This window comes from Streptomyces sp. NBC_01320 (assembly GCF_035974375.1).
Taxonomy (GTDB): domain Bacteria; phylum Actinomycetota; class Actinomycetes; order Streptomycetales; family Streptomycetaceae; genus Streptomyces; species Streptomyces yanii.
Window position 1 is genome coordinate 4,661,290 of record NZ_CP108390.1, and the last position, 24,439, is coordinate 4,685,728.

The 24,439-nt window shown below is 69.8% G+C and carries 20 protein-coding genes, 1 tRNA gene and 1 pseudogene; 5 read left to right on the plus strand and 17 right to left on the minus strand.

Annotation, left to right across the window (positions count from 1 at the left end; all coding sequences use genetic code 11):
- Nucleotides 1-114: 114 nt before the first annotated feature.
- The 15 genes from OG395_RS20965 to OG395_RS21035 form a co-directional block, all read right to left on the minus strand.
- Nucleotides 115-1,500 (minus strand): MraY family glycosyltransferase, encoded by a 1,386-nt coding sequence (locus tag OG395_RS20965; protein ID WP_327244330.1) that lies wholly within the window; start codon nt 1,498-1,500, stop codon nt 115-117.
- A 92-nt stretch (nt 1,501-1,592) separates the two neighbouring features.
- A complete protein-coding gene (gene glyA / locus OG395_RS20970) occupies nt 1,593-2,858 on the minus strand; it encodes a serine hydroxymethyltransferase (protein WP_327244331.1) in 1,266 nt (421 codons plus the stop codon).
- A gap of 82 nt (nt 2,859-2,940) precedes the next feature.
- Nucleotides 2,941-3,582, minus strand: coding sequence for an arsenate reductase/protein-tyrosine-phosphatase family protein (locus OG395_RS20975; protein ID WP_266981456.1), 642 nt, complete (start codon nt 3,580-3,582; stop codon nt 2,941-2,943).
- Nucleotides 3,579-4,226 carry an L-threonylcarbamoyladenylate synthase gene (locus OG395_RS20980; protein ID WP_327244332.1) on the minus strand — a complete coding sequence of 216 codons (648 nt, stop codon included), beginning with the start codon at nt 4,224-4,226 and terminating at the stop codon, nt 3,579-3,581. The genes OG395_RS20975 and OG395_RS20980 overlap by 4 nt, the downstream gene beginning before the upstream one ends.
- 64 nt (nt 4,227-4,290) lie before the next feature.
- On the minus strand, nt 4,291-5,136 hold the full coding sequence (prmC, locus tag OG395_RS20985) for a peptide chain release factor N(5)-glutamine methyltransferase (protein WP_327244333.1): 846 nt from the start codon (nt 5,134-5,136) through the stop codon (nt 4,291-4,293).
- A 39-nt stretch (nt 5,137-5,175) separates the two neighbouring features.
- Nucleotides 5,176-6,252 (minus strand): peptide chain release factor 1, encoded by a 1,077-nt coding sequence (gene prfA, locus OG395_RS20990; protein ID WP_266981460.1) that lies wholly within the window; start codon nt 6,250-6,252, stop codon nt 5,176-5,178.
- A gap of 183 nt (nt 6,253-6,435) precedes the next feature.
- Nucleotides 6,436-6,660 (minus strand): 50S ribosomal protein L31, encoded by a 225-nt coding sequence (gene rpmE / locus OG395_RS20995; protein WP_037689259.1) that lies wholly within the window; start codon nt 6,658-6,660, stop codon nt 6,436-6,438.
- A 182-nt stretch (nt 6,661-6,842) separates the two neighbouring features.
- The gene (locus OG395_RS21000) at nt 6,843-7,946 is read right to left on the minus strand and encodes an LCP family protein (protein WP_327244334.1); all 1,104 of its coding nucleotides are present in this window, start codon (nt 7,944-7,946) and stop codon (nt 6,843-6,845) included.
- A gap of 371 nt (nt 7,947-8,317) precedes the next feature.
- Nucleotides 8,318-10,324 (minus strand): transcription termination factor Rho, encoded by a 2,007-nt coding sequence (gene rho / locus OG395_RS21005; RefSeq protein ID WP_327244335.1) that lies wholly within the window; start codon nt 10,322-10,324, stop codon nt 8,318-8,320.
- A gap of 384 nt (nt 10,325-10,708) precedes the next feature.
- On the minus strand, nt 10,709-11,626 hold the full coding sequence (gene thrB / locus OG395_RS21010; protein WP_327244336.1) for a homoserine kinase: 918 nt from the start codon (nt 11,624-11,626) through the stop codon (nt 10,709-10,711).
- Between the two features lie 259 nt (nt 11,627-11,885).
- Nucleotides 11,886-12,956, minus strand: a complete 1,071-nt coding sequence (gene thrC / locus OG395_RS21015) for a threonine synthase (protein WP_327244337.1) — start codon at nt 12,954-12,956, stop codon at nt 11,886-11,888.
- Between the two features lie 6 nt (nt 12,957-12,962).
- A complete protein-coding gene (locus tag OG395_RS21020) occupies nt 12,963-14,318 on the minus strand; it encodes a homoserine dehydrogenase (protein ID WP_327244338.1) in 1,356 nt (451 codons plus the stop codon).
- A 96-nt stretch (nt 14,319-14,414) separates the two neighbouring features.
- Nucleotides 14,415-15,806 (minus strand): diaminopimelate decarboxylase, encoded by a 1,392-nt coding sequence (lysA, locus tag OG395_RS21025; RefSeq protein WP_327244339.1) that lies wholly within the window; start codon nt 15,804-15,806, stop codon nt 14,415-14,417.
- Nucleotides 15,807-15,832: 26 nt separating this feature from the next.
- A complete protein-coding gene (nrtL, locus tag OG395_RS21030) occupies nt 15,833-16,897 on the minus strand; it encodes an ArgS-related anticodon-binding protein NrtL (protein WP_327244340.1) in 1,065 nt (354 codons plus the stop codon).
- A gap of 55 nt (nt 16,898-16,952) precedes the next feature.
- Nucleotides 16,953-17,435, minus strand: a complete 483-nt coding sequence (locus OG395_RS21035) for a response regulator (protein ID WP_327244341.1) — start codon at nt 17,433-17,435, stop codon at nt 16,953-16,955.
- 207 nt (nt 17,436-17,642) lie between these two features.
- Here OG395_RS21035 and OG395_RS21040 point away from each other — a divergent pair.
- From OG395_RS21040 to OG395_RS21050, 3 genes and pseudogenes are all read left to right on the plus strand, one after another.
- Nucleotides 17,643-17,714 (plus strand) — tRNA-Arg (locus OG395_RS21040).
- A 143-nt stretch (nt 17,715-17,857) separates the two neighbouring features.
- Nucleotides 17,858-18,055 (plus strand): annotated as a pseudogene (locus OG395_RS21045) (CopG family transcriptional regulator); the annotation flags it as partial.
- Nucleotides 18,052-18,468: a type II toxin-antitoxin system VapC family toxin gene (locus OG395_RS21050; protein WP_327244342.1), complete on the plus strand. Its 417-nt coding sequence runs from the start codon at nt 18,052-18,054 to the stop codon at nt 18,466-18,468. The pseudogene OG395_RS21045 and the gene OG395_RS21050, both read left to right, overlap by 4 nt.
- A gap of 130 nt (nt 18,469-18,598) precedes the next feature.
- Here the strand turns inward: OG395_RS21050 and glyA (OG395_RS21055) are convergent, their stop codons facing one another.
- On the minus strand, nt 18,599-19,897 hold the full coding sequence (gene glyA / locus OG395_RS21055) for a serine hydroxymethyltransferase (protein WP_442818582.1): 1,299 nt from the start codon (nt 19,895-19,897) through the stop codon (nt 18,599-18,601).
- A gap of 397 nt (nt 19,898-20,294) precedes the next feature.
- On the opposite strand from glyA (OG395_RS21055), the gene OG395_RS21060 reads away from it, so the two are divergent.
- Nucleotides 20,295-22,244, plus strand: coding sequence for a S53 family peptidase (locus tag OG395_RS21060; protein ID WP_327244344.1), 1,950 nt, complete (start codon nt 20,295-20,297; stop codon nt 22,242-22,244).
- Between the two features lie 126 nt (nt 22,245-22,370).
- Here the strand turns inward: OG395_RS21060 and ku are convergent, their stop codons facing one another.
- Nucleotides 22,371-23,429: a non-homologous end joining protein Ku gene (ku, locus tag OG395_RS21065; RefSeq protein ID WP_327244345.1), complete on the minus strand. Its 1,059-nt coding sequence runs from the start codon at nt 23,427-23,429 to the stop codon at nt 22,371-22,373.
- 70 nt (nt 23,430-23,499) lie between these two features.
- Between ku and ligD the strand changes: the two genes are divergently transcribed.
- Nucleotides 23,500-24,387 carry a non-homologous end-joining DNA ligase gene (ligD, locus tag OG395_RS21070; RefSeq protein WP_327244346.1) on the plus strand — a complete coding sequence of 296 codons (888 nt, stop codon included), beginning with the start codon at nt 23,500-23,502 and terminating at the stop codon, nt 24,385-24,387.
- The last annotated feature ends 52 nt before the right edge of the window (nt 24,388-24,439 follow it).

Below are 24,439 nucleotides of genomic sequence, written 5' to 3' on the forward strand. Positions count from 1 at the left end.
TGATGAGGTCTTTACCAAGAAAGTGTGCTTGCTGTCACACATGAGAGTTAATCCGCGCGTGTGAGCAAGACAACTCAACATCCTGTCCGGTATTGCCCCTCGGTGTCCGAATCGTCAGCGGGCGGAATCGGCCTTACGACTTTCCGAGGAGCGCGAACGGGGTCCGATCGCGGTCGCTCCGTTGACGCCGGAGACACCGACGACGACACGTGCCGGCTCCCGCGGCTCGTGCTCGTCCTGCCCCATCTGCGGGTCCTGGGGCTCCTGTTGTGCCTCGTACGCGGCTGAGGACGCGGCTGAGGACCTCTTGCCCCGCTGGTCCCAGCGGCGGTAGCGGGGCGGCACGAAGCGCTCCGCCCAGCGCGGGGCGCGCGGTGTGAAGCGGGGCATCAGCAGCAGGACCAGACCCACCGCGCTCAGCCCCATGACCACCAGCACGATCCACAGCGACGCCGAATGCACCGAATAGCCGACCGCACCGAAGGCGATCAGGGCCGACCAGAAGTACATGATCAGCACGGCCCTGCTGTGCGAATGGCCGATCTCCAGCAGCCGGTGATGCAGATGGCCGCGGTCCGCGGCGAACGGCGACTGGCCCTTCCAGGTGCGCCGGACGATCGCCAGCACCAGGTCCGCGGCCGGGATCGCGATGATCGTCAGCGGCAGCAGCAGCGGAATGAAGACCGGCAGCATCGCGTGCGTGGCCTCTCGCTCACTGCCCGCGAAGAGCTTCATCGCGTCCGGGTCGACCTGCCCCGTGACAGAAATCGCACCGGCGGCCAGCACGAGACCGATCAGCATCGAGCCGGAGTCACCCATGAAGATCCGGGCGGGATGCATGTTGTGCGGGAGGAAGCCGAGGCACATGCCCATCAGGATCGCCGTGAAGAGCGTCGCGGGGGCGGCCGCCTCGATCATGTGCCCGTACCAGAGCCGGTACGTGTAGAGGAAGAACGCGGCGGAGGCGATGCACACCATGCCGGCCGCCAGACCGTCCAGGCCGTCGACGAAGTTGACCGCGTTGATCGTGATGACGACCAGCGCGACGGTGAGCAGCGTGCCCTGCCACTGGGTGAGCGCGACCGTGCCGATGCCGGGGATCGGCAGCCACAGGATCGTCAGACCCTGGATGACCATGACCGCGGCGGCGATCATCTGCCCGCCGAGCTTGATCAGCGCATCGATCTCGAACTTGTCGTCGAGGACGCCGATCAGCCAGATCAGCGCGGCGCCGGAGAGCAGCGCCCGCGGTTCGCTGGAGAGCTGGAACACACTGTCGAGGTTGTACAGATGGGCCGCGACGATCAGTCCGGCGCACAGCCCGCCGAACATGGCGATGCCACCGAGCCTCGGTGTCGGTTCTCGGTGGACGTCACGCGCACGGATCGCGGGCATCGCCCCGACCGCGATGGCGAACTTCCGCACCGGGCCGGTGAGCAGATAGGTCACCGCGGCCGTGACACAGAGTGTCAGCAAGTAATCACGCACGGGCTGCCCCACAGATATCGCCGGCCATCTCAGCCCACACCTTAACTACGTCGGCCTCATGTTTGAGGACACGGAGGTACGGGTGATGGTTGCATGGACCGCGTCTACCCCGGATAGGGAGGATATTTCCCGGCCAGTTCCCTCACCTCGGCGCGGACGTCGCCTTCCTTACGTACCGCAGCTCCGAAGAGCACCGCGAGCCGCGCCATGTCGGTGTCGTTCATGCCCTGGGTGGTGACCGCGGCCGTGCCGAGCCTGATGCCCCGGGCGTCCCCGTAAGGCAGCGCGCAGGTGTCCAGGACCATGCCCGCCGCCGCGAGCCGTTCGCGGGCGGTGCGGCCGTCGACGCCCAGGGGCGCCGGATCCGCGACGATCAGATGGGTGTCCGTGCCGCCGGTGGTCACCTCGAACCCCTCGGCCTCCAGGCCGGCCGCCAGCACCCGGGCGTGTGTCACCACCTGATGGGCGTACGTGGCGAACGCCGGTGTCGCCGCCTCGCCGAACGCGACCGCCTTCGCCGCGACCGTGTGCATCTGCGCGCCGCCCTGGGTGAACGGGAAGACCGCCCGGTCGATCCGCTCGGCCAGCTCCGCTCCGCACAGGATCATGCCGCCGCGCGGCCCGCGCAGCACCTTGTGCGTGGTGGCGCACACCACGTCGGCGTACGGCACGGGATTGGGCGCCGCTCCCCCGGCGATCAGGCCCATCGGGTGCGCGGCGTCGGCGATCAGATACGCGCCGACCTCGTCGGCGATCTCGCGGAACGCCTCGTAGTCGGGATGGCGGGGGTACGAGATCGAGCCGCTGACGATGGCCTTGGGCCGGTGTGCCCGGGCCAGGGTGCGCACCTGCTCGTAGTCGATCAGGCCGCTCTCCGAGTCGACCCCGTACCCGACGAACTCGAACCATCGGCCGGAGAAGTTGGCGGGCGAGCCATGGGTGAGATGCCCGCCGTACGGGAGTCCCATCGCGAGCACCGTGTCACCGGGGCGCAGCAGGGCCGCGTACGCCGCCAGGACGGCCGAGGAGCCGGAGTGCGACTGAACGTTCGCGTGCTCGGCGCCGAAGAGCGTGGTGGCCCGCTGGACGGCGATGAGTTCGGCGGCGTCGGCCAGCTCGCAGCCGCCGTGGTGGCGGGCGCCGGGGTAGCCCTCGGCGTACTTGTTGGCGAGCGGCGAGCCGAGGGCGGCGAGGACCGCGGGCGAGGTGAAGTTCTCGGCGGCGATCAGCTGCAGCGTGCTCGACTGCCGGTGCAGCTCCCCCAGCAGCACGTCGGCGATTTCCGGGTCTCCCCGGAGCAGGGCGCCGAAGTCCTGCGGCAGGGTGGTGACGGGGGCGGAGGACGGTGCGGCGGGAGTGGTGACCGACATCTGACGGCTCCGGGCCTGGGGAGGGTTGGCGTCGGATCCAATGTAGGCCGGTACGCGTGCGCCCGCCCGCTGCCCGGGCGCGTCAGTGCGGGGCCGGTACGCCCGTCAGTGCGGTGACCACCGGGTCGAGCGCCTGATTGATCTCGTCGCCGATGGAACGGAAGAACGTGATCGGGGCGCCGTACGGGTCGTAGACCTCGTCCGCCTCGGCGGTGGGAGCCAGCAGCCAGCCGCGCAGCGCGGCGGCCGCACGGACCAGCGCACGGGCGCGTTCGACGACGCCCTCGTCGCGCGCGTCGGGCAGCGTCGCGGGGTCTATGGCCCGGACCAGCCGGGTGAACTCCTTGAGCGTGAACGTCCTCAGGCCGGCCGAGTGACCCATCGAGATCACCTGGGCGCGGTGGTCCCGGGTGGCGGTCAGGACGAGGTCGGCGCGGATCACGTGCTCGTCGAGGAGCTCGCGGCCGACGAAGCCGGTGGCATCGGCGCCGAAGTCGGCGAGGACGATCTCGGCGTTGGCCTCCATGGGGGCGCCTTCGTGCCCCCAGGTGCCCGCGCTCTCCACGATCAGGCCGCCGCTGAGCGGGTCGCCGAGCCGGTCCACCAGGGCATGGCGGGTCAGCCGCTCGGTGATCGGCGAGCGGCAGACGTTGCCGGTGCTGACGTGGAGGATGCGGAAAGTGTCGGTCCGCCCCGCTATGCCACGCCCCTCAGGGGCGGTCAATTGGCCACCTCGAGGTCCGGTACCACCTTGCGGAGTTCCTCCACGGAGAGGGCTCCGGCCCTCAGCAGGACCGGGACCTTGCCGGTGACGTCGACGATCGAGGACGGCACGATGCCGGGCGTCGGGCCGCCGTCGAGGTAGACGGAGACGGAGTCGCCGAGCATCTCCTGGGCGGCGTCGCAGTCCTCGGGAGCCGGGTGTCCGGTGAGGTTGGCGCTGGAGACGGCCATCGGGCCGACCTCGGTGAGCAGTTCGATGGCGACCGGGTGCAGCGGCATCCGGATGGCGACGGTGCCGCGGGTGTCGCCGAGGTCCCACTGGAGCGAGGGCTGGTGCTTGGCGACCAGCGTGAGGGCTCCCGGCCAGAAGGCGTCGACGAGCTCCCAGGCCTGCTCGGAGAAGTCCGTGACGAGGCCGTGCAGGGTGTTCGGGGAGCCGATCAGGACAGGGGTCGGCATGTTGCGGCCGCGGCCCTTGGCGTCGAGCAGGTCGGCGACGCCCTCGGCACTGAAGGCGTCGGCACCGATCCCGTACACGGTGTCGGTGGGCAGCACGACCAGTTCTCCGCGGCGGACGGCGGACGCGGCTTCACGCAGACCCGTCGTACGGTCGGTCGCGTCGTTGCAGTCGTATCGCCGTGCCATCAGCCGGCCTCCTCAAGCATGTACGGGTATGACGGGTACGGGTCGTGCGGGTGCGGGGCGCCGGTCACGGCATGGCCTTGCGGGCCGTCGCGAACCGGGGCCGTCGGTTCAGATCGGGGTGGTCGGCCGCGTCGGCCCAGCCCCGCTCCTCGGTGAAGATCCACGGCACCTGGCCGCCCTGGGTGTCGGCATGCTCGATGACGACGAGGCCACCGGGGCGCAGCAGACGGTGCGCGGTGCGTTCGATGCCGCGGATGGTGTCGAGGCCGTCCTCGCCGGAGAAGAGCGCCATCTCCGGATCGTGGTCACGGGCCTCGGGTGCCACGTACTCCCACTCGGTGAGCGGGATGTACGGCGGGTTGGAGATGACCAGGTCGACCTGGCCGTCGAGCTCGGGAAGGGCCGTCAGAGCGTCTCCGCGGTGCACGGTGACCCGAGACCCCTCGGCGTTCTTCCGCGTCCATCTGAGGGCGTCCTCGGAGAGCTCCACGGCGTGCACGCGCGAGCGCGGCACCTCCTGGGCCATGGCGAGGGCGATGGCGCCCGATCCCGCGCACAGGTCGACGATCAGCGGCTCGACGACATCCATCGCGCGGACGGCGTCTATCGCCCAGCCGACGACCGACTCGGTCTCCGGGCGGGGCACGAAGACACCGGGGCCGACCTGGAGCTCCAGGTAGCGGAAGAAGGCGCGGCCGGTGATGTGCTGAAGCGGTTCGCGGGCCTCGCGGCGGGCGACGGCCTCCCAGTACCGGGCGTCGAAGTCCTCGTCCGGCACCTGGTGCAGCTCGCCCCGCTTGACGCCGTGCACGAACGCGGCGAGTTCCTCCGCGTCGAATCGCGGCGAGGGTACACCGGCGTCGGCCAGCCGCTGGGTGGCCTGGGCCACCTCGGCGAGCAGCAGGTTCATCGCGGTTCTCCGTACGGTTTACGGGCGGGGCTGGCGTTCTTATGCGGCAGCGAGCTTGGCGGCGGAGTCGGCGTCGACACAGGCCTGGATCACGGCGTCCAGCTCCCCGTCGAGCACCTGGTCCAAGTTGTACGCCTTGAAGCCGACGCGGTGGTCCGAGATCCGGTTTTCCGGGAAGTTGTACGTACGGATCTTCTCGGAACGGTCGACGGTACGCACCTGGCTGCGTCGGACGTCCGAGGCTTCCTGCTCGGCCGCTTCCTGGGCCGCGGCAAGCAGTCGCGAACGCAGGATACGCATCGCCTGCTCCTTGTTCTGGAGCTGGCTCTTCTCGTTCTGGCAGGAGGCGACGACACCGGTCGGCAGGTGCGTGATGCGGACGGCGGAGTCCGTGGTGTTGACGGACTGGCCGCCGGGGCCCGAGGAACGGTAGACGTCGATACGGAGATCGTTGGCGTGGATCTCGACGTCGACCTCCTCCGCCTCGGGCGTGACGAGCACACCGGCGGCGGAGGTGTGGATGCGGCCCTGTGACTCGGTGGACGGCACGCGCTGGACGCGGTGCACCCCGCCCTCGTACTTCAGCCGGGCCCATACGCCCTGGCCGGGCTCGGTGGCACCGTTGCCGCCCTTGGTCTTCACGGCGACCTGGACGTCCTTGTAGCCGCCGAGCTCGGACTCGGTGGAGTCGATGATCTCGGTCTTCCAGCCGATGCGCTCGGCGTACCGCAGATACATGCGCAGCAGATCGCCGGCGAAGAGGGCGGACTCGTCGCCGCCCGCGCCCGCCTTGATCTCCAGGAGCACGTCCTTGTCGTCACTGGGGTCTCGGGGGACCAGGAGGAGGCGGAGCTTCTCGGTGAGCTCCTCGCGCTGCTTCTCCAGATCCTTGACCTCGGCGGCGAACTCGGGGTCGTCCGCGGCGAGCTCGCGGGCGGTTTCGATGTCGTCACCGGTCTGCTTCCAGGAGCGGTACGCACCGACGATCGGGGTCAGCTCGGCGTAGCGCTTGTTGAGCTTGCGCGCGTTGGCCTGGTCGGCGTGGACCGCGGGATCCGCGAGCTTCTTCTCAAGATCGGCCTGTTCGCCGATCAGTTCCTCGACCGCCTCGAACATCGGGGGCTCCTGGGGGGTGGGGTATCCCCTGCTCGTCAAGAGCTCGGGGAAGTTACTCGATATGCCTGCTGCACGGCGTCGTGCTGTCCGGGCGGGGTGCGGGGGACCCGTACACCCGGCCGGAAAAAAACGCCGGTCCCGGCGCCCCCGGAAGAGGGCGCCAAGGACCGGCGCATGAGCTCGCTACTTGCTGGCGGAGCCTGCAGCCTTGCCGAAGCGGGCCTCGAAGCGGGCCACACGGCCACCGGTGTCGAGGATCTTCTGCTTGCCCGTGTAGAACGGGTGGCACTCGGAGCAGACGTCGGCGCGGATGTTGCCGCCGCCGATGGTGCTCCGGGTGGTGAACGACGCGCCGCAGGTGCAGCTGACCTGCGTCTCGACGTACTCGGGGTGGATGTCGCGCTTCAAGGGTGTCTCCTAGGTTCGGGAGGGCTCCGGGTCGCACGCGCGGATTTGCGCATCCGTGAACCGGGGCCGACGTACCAGTCTGCCAGGACCGGCCGTATCTCCCAAAACCGGGGGCGGGTCGCAACTATTCCCGACCGTTCGGGAACACATCGCGACTGTCCTGTTACTGATGTGACGGAGGTCTACTGGACGACCTTACCGGCCTCGCCCTTGTCGCCCGCGGACTTCTCGGTGGCGGAGGCCGGGATCGGCTTGTCGTGCTTGAGGGCGGTCCACACCTGCTGCGCGGACTCCTCCAGCGGTATGACGCGGTTCGGATCGGCCGGGTCGTACTGCACAGGCATCGTCACCATGGTGACGTTCTTCGAGCCGAGCCCCTTGAGACCGGTGGCGAAGCCGGTGAGCTTCTTGACCGAACCCAGGTCGGAGTCGGTGGTGACGGCCTTCGTCGCCGTGTCCGCGAGGTCGAACAGGGTCTTGGGGTTCGAGAACACCCCGACGCCCTTAGCCTGTTCCATCAGCGCCTTGATGAACGCCTGCTGGAGCTGGATGCGGCCGAGGTCGCTGCCGTCGCCGACGCTCTTGCGGGTGCGGACCAGTCCGAGCGACTGCTCCCCGTCGAGGGTGTGGGTGCCGGGCTGCAGATGCAGATGACTCTTGGAGTCGTCGATCGCCCGCGTGGTGGTGATCTTGACGCCGCCGAGCTGGTCGATGAGCTTCTTGAAGCCGGTGAAGTCGACCTCGACGTAGTGGTCCATGCGGATGCCGGACATCGACTCGACGGTCTTGACCGCGCAGGCCGGTCCGCCGACCTCGTAGGCCGTGTTGAACATCGCGCGCCGCTGGCCCGCGACCGTCTCACCGGTGGTGTCGCTCGTGCAGTCGGGGCGGGTGACGAGGGTGTCGCGCGGAATGGAGACGACGCTTGCCGTCTTGTGGCCCTTGTTGACGTGCAGGACCATCGCGGTGTCCGAGCGGGCGGAGCCTTCGTCCACGCCGTACGCGGAGTTCGCGCCGGAGCGGGAGTCGGAGCCGAGGACGAGGATGTCCTGCGAGCCGTTGTCGACGTCGACGGGGCGGTTCTTGCCGAGCGCGGCGTTGATGTCGACGGCCTTGAGATTGTCGTTGAGCTTGACGTACGCGTATCCCAGCCCGGCACCGCCGACGACGACCACACCGGCCGCAGTCCAGGCGGCTACGACCGTGGCCCGGCGGCGGCGGGACGGCTTCCTCCGGCGCTTGCCGGTGGCGCGTATTCGGGTGCTGCTGCCGCTCTGCCCGCTCATCCGTCTCCCTTGATCCCCGCCTGCTCCCGGCTACCCCCTGCTGTGGTGTTCGGGCACTGGTTGTGTCGCCTTGTCGCCACTTCGTACGACGCCGTGACTCGTTGAAGGGTTGCACAGCGGCCTGTGATGCCCGCGTGAGGACTGAACCCGCACGCAGCGCCGGTGAACAGCCGGTGATCCCGCGTCCACCTGCGGTTTCTTGCCCGTTACAGCCAAATCGGGCGCGGAAGCGAAACGGTCGCCGTGTGGCGAAGGTCTCGGATCGGGTGGTTCGAGGAAAAGACCCGAAAAAAGGGCCGACCCCGTCACCGAAGTGACGGGGTCGGCCCTTTTGACGACCGGCGGTCCAGGACTGCCGGGACGGTACGAGGTCAGTCGTTGCCGTTGCCCGGAGCGGGCGTGGTCTTCTGGATCTGGAGCAGGAACTCCGCGTTGGACTGGGTCTTCTTCATCCGGTCCAGGAGCAGCTCGATCGCCTGCTGCTGGTCGAGCGCGTGGAGCACCCGGCGCAGCTTCCAGACAATCGCCAACTCGTCGCTGCCGAGCAGGATTTCTTCCTTACGGGTGCTGGACGCGTCGACGTCCACCGCCGGGAAGATGCGCTTGTCCGAGAGCTTCCGGTCGAGCTTGAGCTCCATGTTGCCGGTGCCCTTGAACTCCTCGAAGATCACCTCGTCCATGCGCGAGCCGGTCTCGACGAGCGCGGTGGCCAGGATGGTCAGCGAGCCGCCGTCCTCGATGTTGCGCGCGGCACCGAAGAATCGCTTCGGCGGGTACAGCGCGGTCGAGTCGACACCGCCGGACAGGATGCGGCCGGATGCCGGGGCCGCGAGGTTGTACGCGCGGCCGAGGCGGGTGATCGAGTCCAGCAGGACGACCACGTCGTGACCCAGCTCGACGAGACGCTTGGCGCGCTCGATGGCCAGCTCGGCGACGGTGGTGTGGTCCTCGGCGGGACGGTCGAAGGTCGAGGAGATGACCTCGCCCTTCACCGACCGCTGCATGTCGGTGACCTCTTCCGGACGCTCGTCGACCAGGACGACCATCAGGTGGCACTCGGGGCTGTTGACGGTGATCGCGTTCGCGATCGCCTGCAGGATCATGGTCTTGCCGGTCTTCGGCGGGGCCACGATCAGGCCTCGCTGGCCCTTGCCGATGGGAGCGACCAGGTCGATGATCCGCGTCGTCAGGACGTTGGAGTCGGTCTCCAGACGGAGCCGGTCCTGTGGGTAGAGCGGGGTCAGCTTCTGGAACTCCGGGCGGCCTCGGCCGGATTCCGGCGCCATTCCGTTGACGGAGTCGAGGCGGACGAGCGCGTTGAACTTCTCGCGGCGCTCGCCGTCCTTGGGCTGGCGCACCGCACCGGTGACGTGGTCACCCTTGCGCAGGCCGTTCTTGCGGACCTGGGCGAGCGAGACGTACACGTCGTTCGGGCCCGGCAGGTAGCCGGAGGTCCGGATGAACGCGTAGTTGTCGAGGATGTCCAGGATGCCCGCGACGGGGATCAGGACATCGTCGTCGGTGACCGGCGGTGCGTCGCTCGCGAAGTCGTCGCGGCCACGACGGCCACGGCGGTCGCGGTAGCGGCCACGGCGGCCGCGACGGCCACCTGCCTCGTCGTCGTAACCGTCGTCCTGCGGGCCGCCGCCACCCTGCTGGCTCTGCCCCTGGCCTTGGCGCTGCTGGCGCTGGCCGCCCTGCTGGCCCTGGCCACCGCCCTGCTCGTCGCCCTTGCCACGGCGGTCGCGCTGGCGGTCACGGCGGTCGCCGCGCTCACCGCGGTCGCCACGCTCACCGCGCTGACCACGGTCGCCACGGCGTCCGTCGGCGGTGTCCACGGCGGCTTCGGCCTTCGCCTCGGAGCGGTCCTCGCCCTTGGGCTCGGCCTGCGTCTCCACCTTGGCCTCGGCCTTGGGCTCCGCCTTGGTTTCCGGGCTGCCCGCCTGCGCGGTCGCACGGCGCCGACGACGCTCACCCGCGGGCTGGTCGTCACTGGCCGGCTGGCCGGGGATGTCGATCTGCTGCTGAGCCGTGGCCTTCTCGGCGGGCGCGGCGGCGGACTCGTCCCCGGTGCGCGACTTGGAGGTGGCGCGCCGCTTGGGCTTGGTCTCGGCGTCCGCGGCAGCGGCCTTGGGCGCAGCAGTGCCGGCCTGCGCCTCCTTGATGACCTCGATCAGCTGGCTCTTGCGCATCCGCGCAGTGCCCTTGATGCCGAGGCCGGACGCGACCTGCTGCAGCTCGGCCAGGACCATGCCATCGAGGCCGGTGCCGGAGCGGCGGCGCCGTGCGGTGGTGCCAGTGGCAGCACCTTCGGCGGGCGCGGCGCTGTCGACGGTCTTGTCGGCAGTCACGCCCATCAGATCGGTGGTGTCGCTCACGAAGGGTCCTTCCCTGGAGCGGACGTCGGCCTTCTGGCTCGGCGACCGGTTGTGCTGTCCGACTGCGGTCTTTTGATCTTGCGGACCGTGCCGGGGCGGTGGTCCGCCGTGTACGGCGGAGAGATGAATGTGCAAGGGTCCGGCGCGAGCATCCCCCTGCTCGGCCCACTCCTGGACAAGCGAGGGGTGTCGTGCCGGTTCCGGAGCGTGCTCGAAACTGCTCAGGCAGGCTGCTCAGGCAGTTGGGGAGGCTCTCGGAAGAAATGGTGGCCCCGGAAAGGGACACGAAGCAACGCGCCACGTAGACGTCGGTTGCAGACTCGAGGTTAACACTACCGGCTCCAACAAACATTCCCCCTCTCACTCACCGGCAATCACTTCTCGCTACGAGGCGAGTGGCAGCACACTCGCACCCGAGGCGTCGAGAGTGAGCCGGTTGGCCGCCCATCCCTCGCCCGCCAGCCGTGCGACCTTGTCGGCCGCACCGTCCTCGGCCAGCGCGAGCACGGTCGGCCCGGCACCGGAGATGACTGCAGGGACGCCGTCGGCGCGCAGTCGGTTCACAAGTTCCACGCTCTCCGGCATCGCCGGGGCGCGATATTCCTGGTGCAGTCGGTCCTCGGTCGCGGCGAGCAGCAGCTCCGGGCGCCGTGTCATCGCCTCGACAAGGAGCGCCGCACGGCCTGCGTTGAACGCGGCGTCGACGTGCGGGACGGTGCGCGGCAGCAGTCCGCGGGCCGTCTCGGTGAGGACCGGCTTGCCGGGGACGAAAACCACCGGAACGATGGAATCGGAGGGATCCATCCTGATCGCCCGGGCGGACCCGCCGTCCATCCAGGCAAGCGTGAAGCCGCCGAGCAGGCATGCGGCGACGTTGTCGGGGTGGCCCTCGATCTCGGTGGCGAGCTCCAGCAGCGCCGCGTCGTCGAGCCGGGCGTCGCCGCCGGTGGTCACGGCGCGGGCCGCGACGATGCCGGCACAGATGGCGGCGGAGGACGAGCCGAGGCCGCGCCCGTGCGGGATGCGGTTGGCGCAGACGATCTCCAGGCCGCGGGGCTGTCCGCCGAGCAGGTCGAAGGCGGTGCGCAGGGAGCGCACGAGGAGGTGACTCTCATCGCGGGGCAGGGTGTCGGCACCCTCGCCGGCGATGTCGATGTGCAGGCCGGAGTCGGCGACGCGGACGACGACGTCGTCGTAGAGCCCCAGCGACAGGCCGAGGGCGTCAAAACCCGGGCCCAGGTTGGCGCTGGTAGCAGGGACGCGCACCCGGACGGCGGCGGCTCGGAAGGCGGGACCGGCCATCGCTTCGACGACTCTCCTTGTGAGGCAGCGGGGATGTGTTGCGGTGGGGATTGTGGCGGTGGATCTTTCGTAAGCCTGTGGAGAACCCGATGGCCACGACGGCAGCACCGCGGCAGGTGCGGCGTGGCAGGTTGGGTACAGCTTATCGAAGGAAGGTTCTGTCGCGACATAGGGCGCACAGGAGGCGCACGATGCGTGTCGCACGCCTCCCATGCGCTCTCCGCCCCGAAAAGGGGCGGTTGAGCTGCTGTTGTTCCGGTTACGCGAGGCCCAGCTTCTCCGCGGCGGTGGCCGCGTCGACCGGTACCGTGACCGGCTGCGGGGCACCTGCGACGGCCCAGTCGGGATCCTTCAGGCCGTTGCCGGTGACCGTGCAGACGATCTTCTGGCCCGGGTCGACCTTGCCCTCTTCGGCGGCCTTGAGCAGACCGGCGACCGACGCAGCCGAGGCGGGCTCGACAAAGACGCCCTCCTGTGAGGCCAACAGCCGGTAGGCGGCCAGGATCTGACGGTCCGTGACTTCGTCAATGAAGCCGCCCGACTCGTCCCGTGCGGCCAGCGCGTACTGCCAGGAGGCCGGATTGCCGATCCGGATCGCGGTGGCGATGGTCGACGGGTCCTTGACGACCTCGCCGCGGACGATGGGCGCGGAGCCGGAGGCCTGGAAGCCCCACATGCGCGGCTTGTGCGTGGACATCGCGTCCGCCGCGTACTCCGTGTAACCCTTCCAGTACGCGGTGATGTTGCCCGCGTTGCCGACCGGCAGGACGTGGATGTCCGGGGCGTCGCCGAGCGCGTCGACGATCTCGAACGCCGCGGTCTTCTGGCCCTCGATCCGCACCGGGTTGACCGAATTGACCAGCGCCACCGGGTAGTTGTCCGAGAGCGAGCGGGCCAGCGTCAGGCAGTCGTCGAAGTTGCCGTCGACCTGCAGGATCTTGGCGCCGTGGACGAGCGCCTGGCCCATCTTGCCGAGCGCGATCTTGCCCTGCGGCACGAGGACGGCGCAGACCATACCGGCCCGCACCGCGTACGCGGCGGCGGAGGCGGAGGTGTTGCCGGTGGAGGCGCAGATGACCGCCTGCGCGCCCTCCTCCTTGGCCCGGGTGATCGCCATCGTCATCCCGCGATCCTTGAAGGACCCGGTGGGGTTGGCGCCCTCCACCTTGAGGTGCACCTCGCAGCCCGTACGCTCGGAGAGGACCTGAGCGGGAACGAGCGGCGTACCACCCTCACGAAGCGTGACGACCTGCGTCGTGCCCGTGACCGGGAGACGGTCCCTGTACTCCTCGATGATGCCGCGCCACTGGTGGGTGCCCTTGGTGGTCATGGGTCCTTACTCCCCTTCAACACGCATGATGCTGGCGACACCGCGCACGGTGTCGAGCTTGCGCAGCGCCTCGACGGTCGCCGAGAGGGCGGCGTCGGGCGCGCGGTGGGTGACGACGACGAGGGATGCCTCGCCGTCTCCGCCCGCCCGTCGCCCGCCGCCACCCTGCTCGATGGCGACTTCGTCGCCGCTGCCTGGATTTCGGCCTTGCTGGCGGACCGTATCGATGGATACGCCCTGTTCGGCGAAGACCGTCGCGACCTGGGCGAGTACGCCAGGCTTGTCGGCCACGTCGAGGCTGATGTGGTACCGCGTGACGACCTCGCCCATGGGGCTGACCGGCAGACGCGTGTACGCGGACTCACCGGGGCCGGTGGCCTCGCCGAGCTTGTTGCGGCAGACCGCGACCAGGTCGCCGACGACCGCGGAGGCGGTCGGGGAGCCACCGGCGCCGGGGCCGTAGAACATCAGCTGCCCGGCGGCCTCGGCCTCGACGAAGACCGCGTTGTACGCCTCGCGGACGGAGGCCAGCGGATGGCTGAGCGGGATCATCGCGGGGTGCACGCGCGCGGTGACGGACTGCCCGTCGGCGGCCCGCTCGCAGATGGCGAGGAGCTTGACGGTGCAGCCCATGCGGCGGGCCGAGGCGATGTCGGCGGCGGTGACCTCGGTGATGCCCTCGCGGTGCACCTCACCGATCTTCACCCGGGTGTGGAAGGCGATCCCGGCAAGGATCGCGGCCTTGGCGGCGGCGTCGAAGCCCTCGACGTCGGCGGTCGGGTCGGCCTCGGCGTACCCGAGGGCGGTGGCCTCGTCGAGCGCCTCGGAGTAGCCGGCGCCGCTGGTGTCCATCTTGTCGAGGATGAAGTTGGTCGTGCCGTTGACGATGCCGAGCACCCGGTTGACCTTGTCGCCGGCGAGGGACTCGCGCAGCGGCCGTACGAGCGGAATGGCACCGGCGACGGCCGCCTCGTAGTAGAGGTCCCGGCCGTGCTGCTCGGCGGCGGCGTGCAGTGCGGCGCCGTCCTCGGCGAGCAGCGCCTTGTTGGCGGAGACGACGCTCGCGCCGTGCTCGAAGGCGGTGGTGATGAGCGTGCGGGCGGGCTCGATGCCGCCGATGACCTCGATGACGACGTCGATGTCGCCCCGTTTGACCAGGGCGGTCGCATCGGTGGTGATGAGTGCGGGGTCGATGCCCTCGCGCACCTTGGAAGGACGGCGGACGGCGACGCCGGCGAGCTCCACGGGCGCGCCGATGCGCGCGGCGAGGTCGTCGGCGTGCGTCGTCATGATGCGCGCCACCTCTGAGCCGACCACTCCACAGCCCAGCAGCGCCACCTTCAGCGGACGCGTACGCATCATCCGACCTCGTTTCTCATACATGCTCATGTGTGGACCAGTCTCACTCACCGGACGGGCGTTTCTGTCACCCGTCCGGATCCTGAGACATCTATTTCATCAACCGACATCAAGACGCAGGAGATCTTCCTCCGTCTCCCGCCGGACGATCACGCGCGCCTCTCCGTCGCGCACGGCGACGACGGGCGGGCGCAGCGCGTGGTTGTAGTTGCTCGCCATGGAGCGGCAGTAGGCGCCGGTGGCGGGCACCGCGATCAGGTCGCCGGGTGCGAGGTCCGACGGCAGGAACGCGTCCTTGACCACGATGTCGCCGCTCTCGCAGTGCTTGCCGACGACGCGGACGAGCATGGGCTCGGCGTCGGAGCGGCGGGAGACGAGCGCAACGGAGTACTCGGCGTCGTACAGCGCGGTGCGGATGTTGTCCGACATGCCGCCGTCGACACTGACGTACGTACGGAGCCCTTCGAGGTGCTTGAGGGTGCCGACCTCGTACAGCGTGAACGCGGTGGGCCCGACGATGGCGCGCCCCGGCTCGACCGAGATCCGCGGGGTGGCGAGCCCGGCCGCCTCGCACTCGCGGGTCACGATGTCGCCGAGCGCCTTGGCGATCTCGTGCGGCTCGCGCGGGTCGTCGTCGGGGGTGTACGCGATGCCGAGACCACCGCCGAGGTCGATCTCCGGCAGTTCGATGCCGTGCTCGTCGCGCACCTCGGCGAGGAGTTGGACCACACGTCGGGCGGAGACCTCGAAGCCGGCCATGTCGAAGATCTGCGAGCCGATGTGCGAGTGGATGCCGATGAGTTCGAGCCCGTCGAGGGCGAGCGCCCGACGGACCGCCTCGGCGGCCTCTCCCCCGGCCAGCGCGATGCCGAACTTCTGGTCCTCGTGCGCGGTGGCGATGAACTCGTGGGTGTGCGCCTCGACGCCGACGGTCACCCGGATCTGTACGCGCTGCCGCTTGCCGAGCCGCTGCGCGACGTGCGAGACCCGGACGATCTCCTGGAACGAGTCGAGCACGATCCGCCCGACGCCGGCCTCGATGGCGCGCTCGATCTCGGCGACGGTCTTGTTGTTGCCGTGGAAGGCGATGCGTTCGGCGGGCATCCCGGCGTCGAGCGCGGTGGTCAGCTCACCACCGGAACAGACGTCGAGGTTGAGCCCCTCCTCCCGGATCCAGCGCACGACGGCCCGCGACAGGAACGCCTTTCCGGCGTAGAAGACATCGGCGTCCCGCCCGAAGGCGTCGGCCCAGGCGCGGCAGCGCGCGCGAAAGTCGCTCTCGTCGAGGAAGTAGGCGGGCGTCCCGAATTCCTCGGCCAGCCGGGTCACTTCGATCCCGCCGACGGCGACCACGCCGTCGTCGTTGCGGGAGACCGTACGGGCCCAGACCTTCTCGTCGAGGACGTTGAGGTCGGCGGGCGGGGCTGCGTAGTGGCCCTCGGTCAGGACGTCGGCGTGACGGGGACCGGCGGGGTGTGCGGATCGGCTCATGGTGTTGCTCTGCTCTCTCAGGTCTCTCAGAGGACTTCGGGTGCGCTGATGCCGAGCAGGGACAGGCCGCCTGCGAGCACCGCCCCGGCAGCTTCGGCAACAGCCAGCCGGGAGCGGTGGGCGGCCGAGGGTTTCTCGTCGCCCTTGGGCAGCGGCGGGCAGGCGTCGTGGAAGTCGAAGAAGGCGTGCGCAACCTCTTCGAGCTGCCGGGCGAGCCGGTCGGGCGCGCGGTGACGGGCAGCGGCGGCGAGAGCCTGGGGGTAGTCGGCCAACGTACGCAGCAGCGCGGGGGCGTCGATGTCGTCGTCGTACGTCCCGGTGAATCCGAGCAGGGCCGCGCCGCGAGTGAGGGCGCAGACCCGGGAGTGGGCGTAACGGACCAGGAAGAGCGGGTTGCCGGCGCCCTGGACGAGCAGCTCCGCACCGAGCGGGGCGTGGTCGTGTCCGGCCGGCCGCAGCAGTCCCCACCGGGTGGCGTCGCGGCCGAGCCGCCGCAGCAGCTCCCCCGCACCGGCACCGGCGGGAACGGGCCGGACGGCGGTGGGCGGAGCCGGCGGCTTCCCCTGTGCGTCGATATGGACACCCAGCCGCGCCCAGTCCGGGTCGGGCGACCCGTCGCAGCTGGTACGCACCAGCGCGCCCTGCGTGCGCACGATCGCGCGCAGCGTGTGGGCGGTGACCGCCGCCCGGACCTCGCGGGCGTGGCTGAACTGCAGGATGTCTCCGGCGAGCGCGTCTCCGTGTCCGTACCGGGTCCCTCGCGCCAGCACCTCGCGGACGAGTGCCTCGCGCGCCCGGACATCGGCCGACGCGTCGAGGGTGAAGCTCAGGAACCCGGGCCCGGTGACGTCGACCCGCCCGATCCCGGGTGCACCGGCAACCCGGTCCCGCAGGATCTCGGCCACTTCCCTGGCCGGACGCGCGGCAGGGCCGGCCAGCTGCAGTGCGACGGCACAGGCGTAGTCCCCGGTCCCGCCGGGTCTGGTCCTCTCCACCCGCACCCGCGCGGGCACGGGCGCGCGCAGGACGTCCTCGTCGACCGCGCGGCGCACAGCGTGCAGCACGGTCCTGGAGAGATCGGCGGGGGTCACGGGACAAGCGTAGGGGAGGGAAGGGTGCCTTTCGCGACCCGGTTTCGCCATGCGGTCAGCCCGCGGCGCTCTCCGCCCTCCCGGCAGGATGTCTGCCGTCGATCGACGGCGGGGCCTCCCTGTTCGCCAACTGTCGTACGAGCCGCACCAGCTCGCTCGGCTCGAAGGGCTTCGCCAGGAAGGCGTCGACCCTGGCGGCGACGCCGTTGTCCACGTCGTACTGCGTACCGGCGCTGATGATCGCGACAGGCAGATGGCTGGTCCGGGGATCGGAACGGAGCCGGGTGGCGGTCTGCAGACCGTCGAGCCGGGGCATGACGACATCAAGGGTGATCACATCCGGACAGACCTGATGCACCAGATCCAGACACTCGACACCATCGGCCGCGGTCACGACCTCGAAGCCCTCAAGCTCAAGATTGACCCTGATCAACTGCCGGATGACCTCGTTGTCGTCGACAACAAGCACGCGGCCACACGCCCCTGACACACCCCGAGGGTAGGTCGGGCGTAGGGGCCGCGTCCGGGTTTTGCCCATTTCCGGCCCCGGACGGGTGGTCGGCGGGGGGCACATGGCCGACACGGCGGCCCTGCGGACGGGCGCGCGACCGGGCCGGCGACGCGGGGCACGGCGGCGCCGGGGCGCGGGGGCGACGCGCGACAGTGACCGCACGGAAATACCTGTTCACGGACACCCGCCGGAAGCTGGTAATGTTTCACCCGTCACCAAGCAGTACGGCGACACGCCCCCGTAGCTCAGGGGATAGAGCATCGGCCTCCGGAGCCGGGTGCGCAGGTTCGAATCCTGCCGGGGGCACCGCAGTCCGGACAGCGTGATCAAGCCGCTGACCAGGCAAAGTGCCAAGCACAAAGGGTCGGACTCAGTCTCACTGAGTCCGACCCTTTGTCGTTGTGCGTCACTGATCGCAAGTGAGTGGCGAGTGGGTTTTCAGGGGTGATCGCAGCTCACTCGCCGGTCTATCCGCCTACGTGGCCGCTGCCGTCGCCCGCCAGATCGAGCGCGACAACCTCAATGAGCTCATCCAGGTTGCCGAGGCCGAACACGGACCCATCACCGAGGATGAGATCCAGGGCCTCCGCGATGAGCTCCACCAGGCACGCCGGCAGCAGGCCCACCATGGGGCGGACGCGGCGTGACGCGCCCCCCCCCCGCCGTCCCGGGCGGCACGCTCGTCCTCGACAGCGAAGGACTGGCCAAGGCCGTGCTGCGCGACCGCACCGTCACCGCCTGGCTCGCCCTCGCCCGCACCGACGACCTGCGCGTGATCACGTCAGCCGCCACCCTCGTGGAAGTAACCCACCCTCACATCAACCGCCCCGCCCTGGAGTGGACCCTCTCCCGCCTTGTCGTCGAGCCGGTTACCGAATCGATCGCACGCCACGCCTCAACCCTGCTCGCTGACGCCGGCCTGCACGGCCACAAGTACGCCGTCGATGCCATGCTCGGCGCTACCGCCCTCGCCTCCCCCCAACCCGCCACCGTGATCACCTCCGACCCGGAAGACCTCATCGCGCTGTGCGGCAGCCGAATCACCGCCATCAAGGTCTGACACTTCAGATTTCAGGGCATTCCGGGTATTTCCTAACCTGGGGCGAACATGCTTCTCCAGGCGTCCGCCAACTGTCCTGACCTCCGCCGGATCCGGGGAGCGCAGGATCCGACGGAGCGGTCGGACTCGGTCAGCCCACCGGCAGCCCCGGCGCCGGGTACGCGTCCATCAGGGTCTTCACCTCTGCGCGCACCTTCTCCACCACGGCCTCGTCACCGGTGCGCGCCGCGTCGACCACCCGATCGATCCACTCCGCGACCGTGCCCATCTCGGAGGCGCGGATCCCGCGGGAGGTCAGGGCGGGGGTGCCGATGCGGATGCCGGACGGATCGAACGGCTTGCGGGGGTCGTACGGGACGGCGTTGTAGTTGACGACGATGCCGGCCCGGTCCAGGGCCTTCGCCGCGATCTTGCCGGGTACGTCCTTGCCGGTGAGGTCGATCAGCAGGAGGTGATTGTCCGTGCCGCCGGAGACCAGGTCGAAGCCGCGGGAGGCCAACTCCTCCCCCAGGGCGCGGGCGTTGGCCACGACCTGATGGGCGTAGGCGCTGAAGCCGGGGGTCGCGGCCTCCTTGAGGGCCACCGCGATCGCTGCGGTCGTCTGGTTGTGCGGGCCGCCCTGGAGGCCGGGGAAGACTGCGCGGTCGATGGCGCGGGCGTGCTCCGCCCGGCTCAGCAGCATCGCCCCGCGCGGACCGCGCAGGGTCTTGTGGGTGGTGGTGGAGACCACGTCGGCGTACGGGGCGGGCGAGGGGTGGGCGCCGCCCGCGATCAGGCCCGCGATGTGGGCGATGTCGGCGACCAGGACCGCGCCGGTCTCCTTGGCGATCTCGGCGAAGCCGGCGAAGTCGATCTCCCGGGGCACTGCCGTTCCGCCGCAGAAGATCACCTTGGGGCGCTCGGCGAGGGCCAGGTCGCGGACCTCGTCCAGGTCGATACGGCCGGTGTCGCGGCGGACGCCGTACTGCACACCGCGGAACCAGGTGCCGGTCGCGGAGACGCCCCAGCCGTGTGTGAGGTGGCCGCCCATCGGCAGCGACATGCCGAGCACGGTGTCGCCCGGCTGCAGGAAAGCCAGGTACACCGCGAGGTTGGCGGGCGAGCCGGAGTACGGCTGCACATTGGCGTGATCCATGCCGAAGAGAGATGTCGCCCGTTCGACGGCCACCGTCTCCACCTGGTCGATGATCTGCTGGCCCTCGTAGTACCGCTTGCCGGGGTAGCCCTCGGAGTACTTGTTCTGGAGCACCGTGCCGGAGGCCTCCAGCACGGCTGCGGAGACGTAGTTCTCACTGGGGATCAGGCGCAGGGTGTCGGCCTGGAGCCGCTCCTCCGCGGTGACGAGGGCGGCGAGCTCCGGGTCGGTGGCGGTGAGTGCGGGGCGGCGGTTCTCGGGTGTCGTCACGGGATCCTCCCGGGTCTGGCGCATTGCTGCGGCGTGGACCCGGATGCCCAGGCGGACGGCTCTCCGGCGGTGACGCCTCCGGGCAGGCCCGGAGTGTGCCGCTTCCTCGTGGTCGGTTCCACGGAGCACCCCTGCCGGGATGCGCGCCAGTCGCGGCGCCTCTCAGTCTACTGATCGCATTCCCGCCCGGCCTGGAGAGACACGCGCAGACAACCGGTCAGAGGCGGTCGGAGCAGCACCTTCCCGGTTGCGCTCATTCCCGACCTTTCACCTCGAACTCCCCTTCGTTTTCCCCCTCTTGACAGTTTCTTGGCGAATGCATGCCCCTTACGTAAAGGGTTCCTCGCCAGAGTGGCGCCTTACATGTGCACATCATCCGGCACATGCTCCACACGCGAAGACCCACATCGCAGGGGGTTACATGAGAACCAGTCGCGCCAGGCGTCGCGCCGGGCTGAGCATGGCAGCGACACTGCCGCTGCTCGCCGGTGCACTCGCGCTCGGCATACCGTCCGCCAGCGCGGACTCCGCACCAGCGGGTCGCGACGCTCTGCAGGGCAGCAAGCCGGTCTGGGCCACGGCCAAGGCCGACCAGGGCGCCACCGCCGACAGCGGAAAGGTGAGTGTCCGGGTCCATCTGGCCGGCCGGGACGCGAAGGGGCTGGCGGCCTACGCCGCCGCCGTGTCCGACCCGGCGTCCCCCTCGTACGGGAAGTACCTGAGCGCCAAGGAGGCGCAGGTCCGGTTCGGGGCGACCCAGCAGCAGATCGATCAGGTGGTCCAGTGGCTGAAGTCGAGCGGTCTGACCGTCACCGGCGCCCATCAGCACTACGTCTCCGCCACCGGTGACGTCGCCGCGGCCGAGAAGGCGTTCAGCACCCAGCTGCGCAACTACCGCAAGGGCAGCCGGACCTACCGCGCCCCGTCCTCCACGGCCTCTGTCCCGGCCGCGCTGAGCGACGCCGTCCTCGCCGTCTCCGGTCTGGACAACGCGCCGCACAAGTCGAGCCACGACGAGACGCTGCCGCCGCCGGACGCGGTGTTCCGCAACTCCGGTCCGTTCTCCTCGTACTTCGGCTCCAGGACGGCCTCGACGCTGCCGAACGCCTACGGCTCCAAGGTGCCGTACGCGATCAAGGGCTACACCGGCAAGCAGCTGCGTGCCGCGTACGGTGCGGGCAGCTGGACCGGCAAGGGCGTGACCGTCGCGATCACCGACGCGTACGCCTCGCCGACCATCGCGAAGGACGCCGCGGAGTACGCCGCGCGCAACGGCGACGCCCCGTACAGGCGCGGCCAGCTCAGCCAGGTCCTGCCGGACGACTACACGAAGACCGAGGAGTGCGGGGCCTCCGGCTGGTACGGCGAGGAGACCCTCGACGTCGAGGCCGTGCACGCGGTCGCACCCTCGGCCGACATCGTCTACGTGGGCGGCGCGTCCTGCTACGACGCCGACCTGCTGGACTCGCTCAACAAGATCGTCGACCACCGGCTCGCCGACATCGTCTCCAACTCCTGGGGCGACATCGAGGCCAACGAGACCCCGGACGTCGCGGCCGCGTACGACCAGGTCTTCAAGATGGGTGCGGTCGAGGGCATCGGCTTCTACTTCTCCTCCGGCGACGACGGCGACAACGTCGCGTCCACCGGCACGAAGCAGATCGACGTCCCGTCCAACTCCGCCTGGGTGACATCGGTCGGCGGCACCTCACTGGCCGTCGGCAAGAACGACACGTACCAGTGGGAGACCGGCTGGGGCACGCTGAAGGCGTCCCTCGCGGCCGACGGCAAGAGCTGGACCGGCTTCCCCGGCGCGTACACCTCGGGTGCGGGGGGCGGCACCAGCTCGACCGTGAAGCAGCCGTTCTACCAGCGCGGCGTGGTCCCGGACTCGCTCGCGCAGGCGAACGGGAAGAAGCGGATGCGCACGGCCCCGGACATCGCGGCCGTCGCCGACCCGAACACCGGCTTCCTGGTCGGCCAGACGCAGACACTGCCCGACGGCTCCCTCGGCTACGACGAGTACCGCATCGGCGGTACGTCGCTGGCGGCGCCGGTCATCGCGGGCGTCCAGGCGCTCGCGCAGCAGGCCCAGCACGGCGGCCCGCTCGGTTTCGCCAACCCGGCGATCTACGCCCGGTACGGCTCGACGGCGTACCACGACGTCACCGACCACCCGCTGGGTGCCGACCGTGACCTCGCGGTCGCCCGCCTCGACTTCGCCAACGGCGCCGACGCGGCGGACGGCTTGCTGACGTCGGTGCGCAGCCTCGGCAAGGACGCCTCGCTCAAGGCGGTCAGGGGATACGACGACGTGACGGGTGTCGGGACTCCGGCAGCCGGATACGTGAACTCGTACCGCCGGTACTGACGCACGGGCTCGATGCGATGACTGCCCCGGGGCTTCGGCTCCGGGGCAGTCCTGCGTGGCAGCCCCTGCGAGCAGATAGGCAGCGCCATGTCGCCGCGGGCAGACGCAGTGACTGCCCGCGTCCCGTCAGGCCGAAGCGCGTTTCTTGGGTGTTGCCTTCTTGGCCGTCGTCTTCGCGGTCTTCTTCGTCGCCGTCTTCGCGGTCGACTTCGTGGTCGACCGCGCGGCGGTCTTTTTCGCCGGGGCTCTGCCCGGCGTCGACTTCTTCGCGGTGGTCTTCCGGGGGGTGGCGGTCGCGGAGGCCTTCTTCTTCGCGCCGGTTCCGCCGCTCTTCTTGCGGGCGGCGAGCGACGTCACCTCGGCCACCGGTGCGCTCTCGGACTCCGCCGCCTCTTCCGCCTCCTCGCCGCGGGCCTTCTTCGCCGCCCGGACGCTGTTCTCCAGCGCCGCGATCAGGTCGATGACCTTGCCGCCGCCGGTGTCGCCGGACGCTGCCGGTTCGAGTGCTTCGCCGGAGGCCTTCGAGGCGATCAGCGCCTCGACCGCCTCGCGGTAGTCGTCGTGGAGCGTGTCCATGTCGACCTCGCCGAGAGTGGCCATCAGTGCGTCGGCCAGGTCGAGTTCGGCTTCGCGGACCGTGACGTCGGTCTCCGGGGCCACACCGTCGGTGGCGCGGATCTCGTCGGGCCAGAGCAGGCCGTGCATCGCGATCACGTCGTCGACGACGCGCAGCATGCCGAGCCGTTCCCGGCCGCGGAGCGCGTACTTGGCGACGGCCACCTTCTGGCTCCGCTTCAGCGCCTCGCGCAGCAGCGTGTACGGCTTGGCGGCGGGGACTCCGTTGGCGGAGAGGTAGTACGCCGTGTCCATCTGGAGCGGGTCGATCTCGGTGGCGGGCACGAAGGCGACGATCTCGATCGTTTTCGCGGTGGGGAGCGGGAGCGAGCCGAGGTCCTCGTCGGTGATCGGGATGATCGAGCCGTCCGCGTCCTCGTACCCCTTGCCGATCTCGGCGGCTGTCACTTCCTGCTCGTCGATTTCACAGACCTTCCGGTAGCGAATCCGGCCGCCGTCGGCCAGGTGGATCTGGCGGAAGGAGATCGAGTGGCTCTCGGTGGCGTTGACCAGCTTGATAGGGATGCTGACCAGCCCGAAGGAGATCGCGCCGTTCCAGATGGACCTCACCGTTCACCCCTTTGTTCATGGAGACACCGATAGATCACTGTTGATCCCGAATTCATGTGATTCTTATCGTATGACGCCGATCACAGAGGTGGAGGGGCGGCGCCTGGCGCTCAGCAATCTCGACAAGGTTCTGTATCCGGCCACCGGAACCACCAAGGGCGAGGTGCTGCACTATTACGCGGTCACGGCGGCGGGGGCCCTGCTCGCGCATCTGTACAACCGGCCGGTGTCCTTCCTGCGCTATCCGGACGGGCCGGACGGGGAACGGTTCTTCACCAAGAACCCCCCGCCGGGCACCCCGTCCTGGGTACGGATCGCCGAGGTGCCGCGGCATACGGCGCAGCAGGCCGGACAGGTGCTCATCCAGGATCTGGCGTCGCTGATGTGGGCGGCGAACCTGGTGGTGGAGTTCCATACGCCGCAGTGGCAGGCCGACAGCCCGGGCATCGCCGACCGGATGGTGTTCGACCTCGATCCGGGGGCTCCGGCAACCGTCGTGGAGTGCTGCGCGGTGGCCCTGTGGCTGCGCGACCGACTGGCGGCGGACGGGCTGCTCGCGTACGGGAAGACCTCCGGATCGAAGGGGCTGCATGTTCTCGTGCCACTGGAGCCGGCCTCCTCCGACCGGGTGTCGGCGTACGCCAAACAGCTGGCGGTGGAGGCTGAGCGGGATCTTCCGGAGCTGGTGGTACACCGGATGACGCGGGCGCTGCGGCCCGGGAAGGTGTTCGTCGACTTCAGTCAGAACGCGGCGGCGAAGACGACCGCCACCCCGTACACGCTGCGCGCCAGGGCCGAGCCGACCGTGTCCGCGCCCGTCACCTGGGCCGAGATCGAGGACTGCCGGAGCCCCGCCGAGCTGGTCTTGCTGGCCGATGACATGGCCGGGCGGCTGGAGCGGTACGGGGATCTGCTCGGCCCGCTCATCAATCCGAACCGGGCCCGGCCGTTGCCCTGATCCCCGGTTCGTGGCGCACGCATCCGGCCGTTGTCATGCCTGCGAGCAAAAG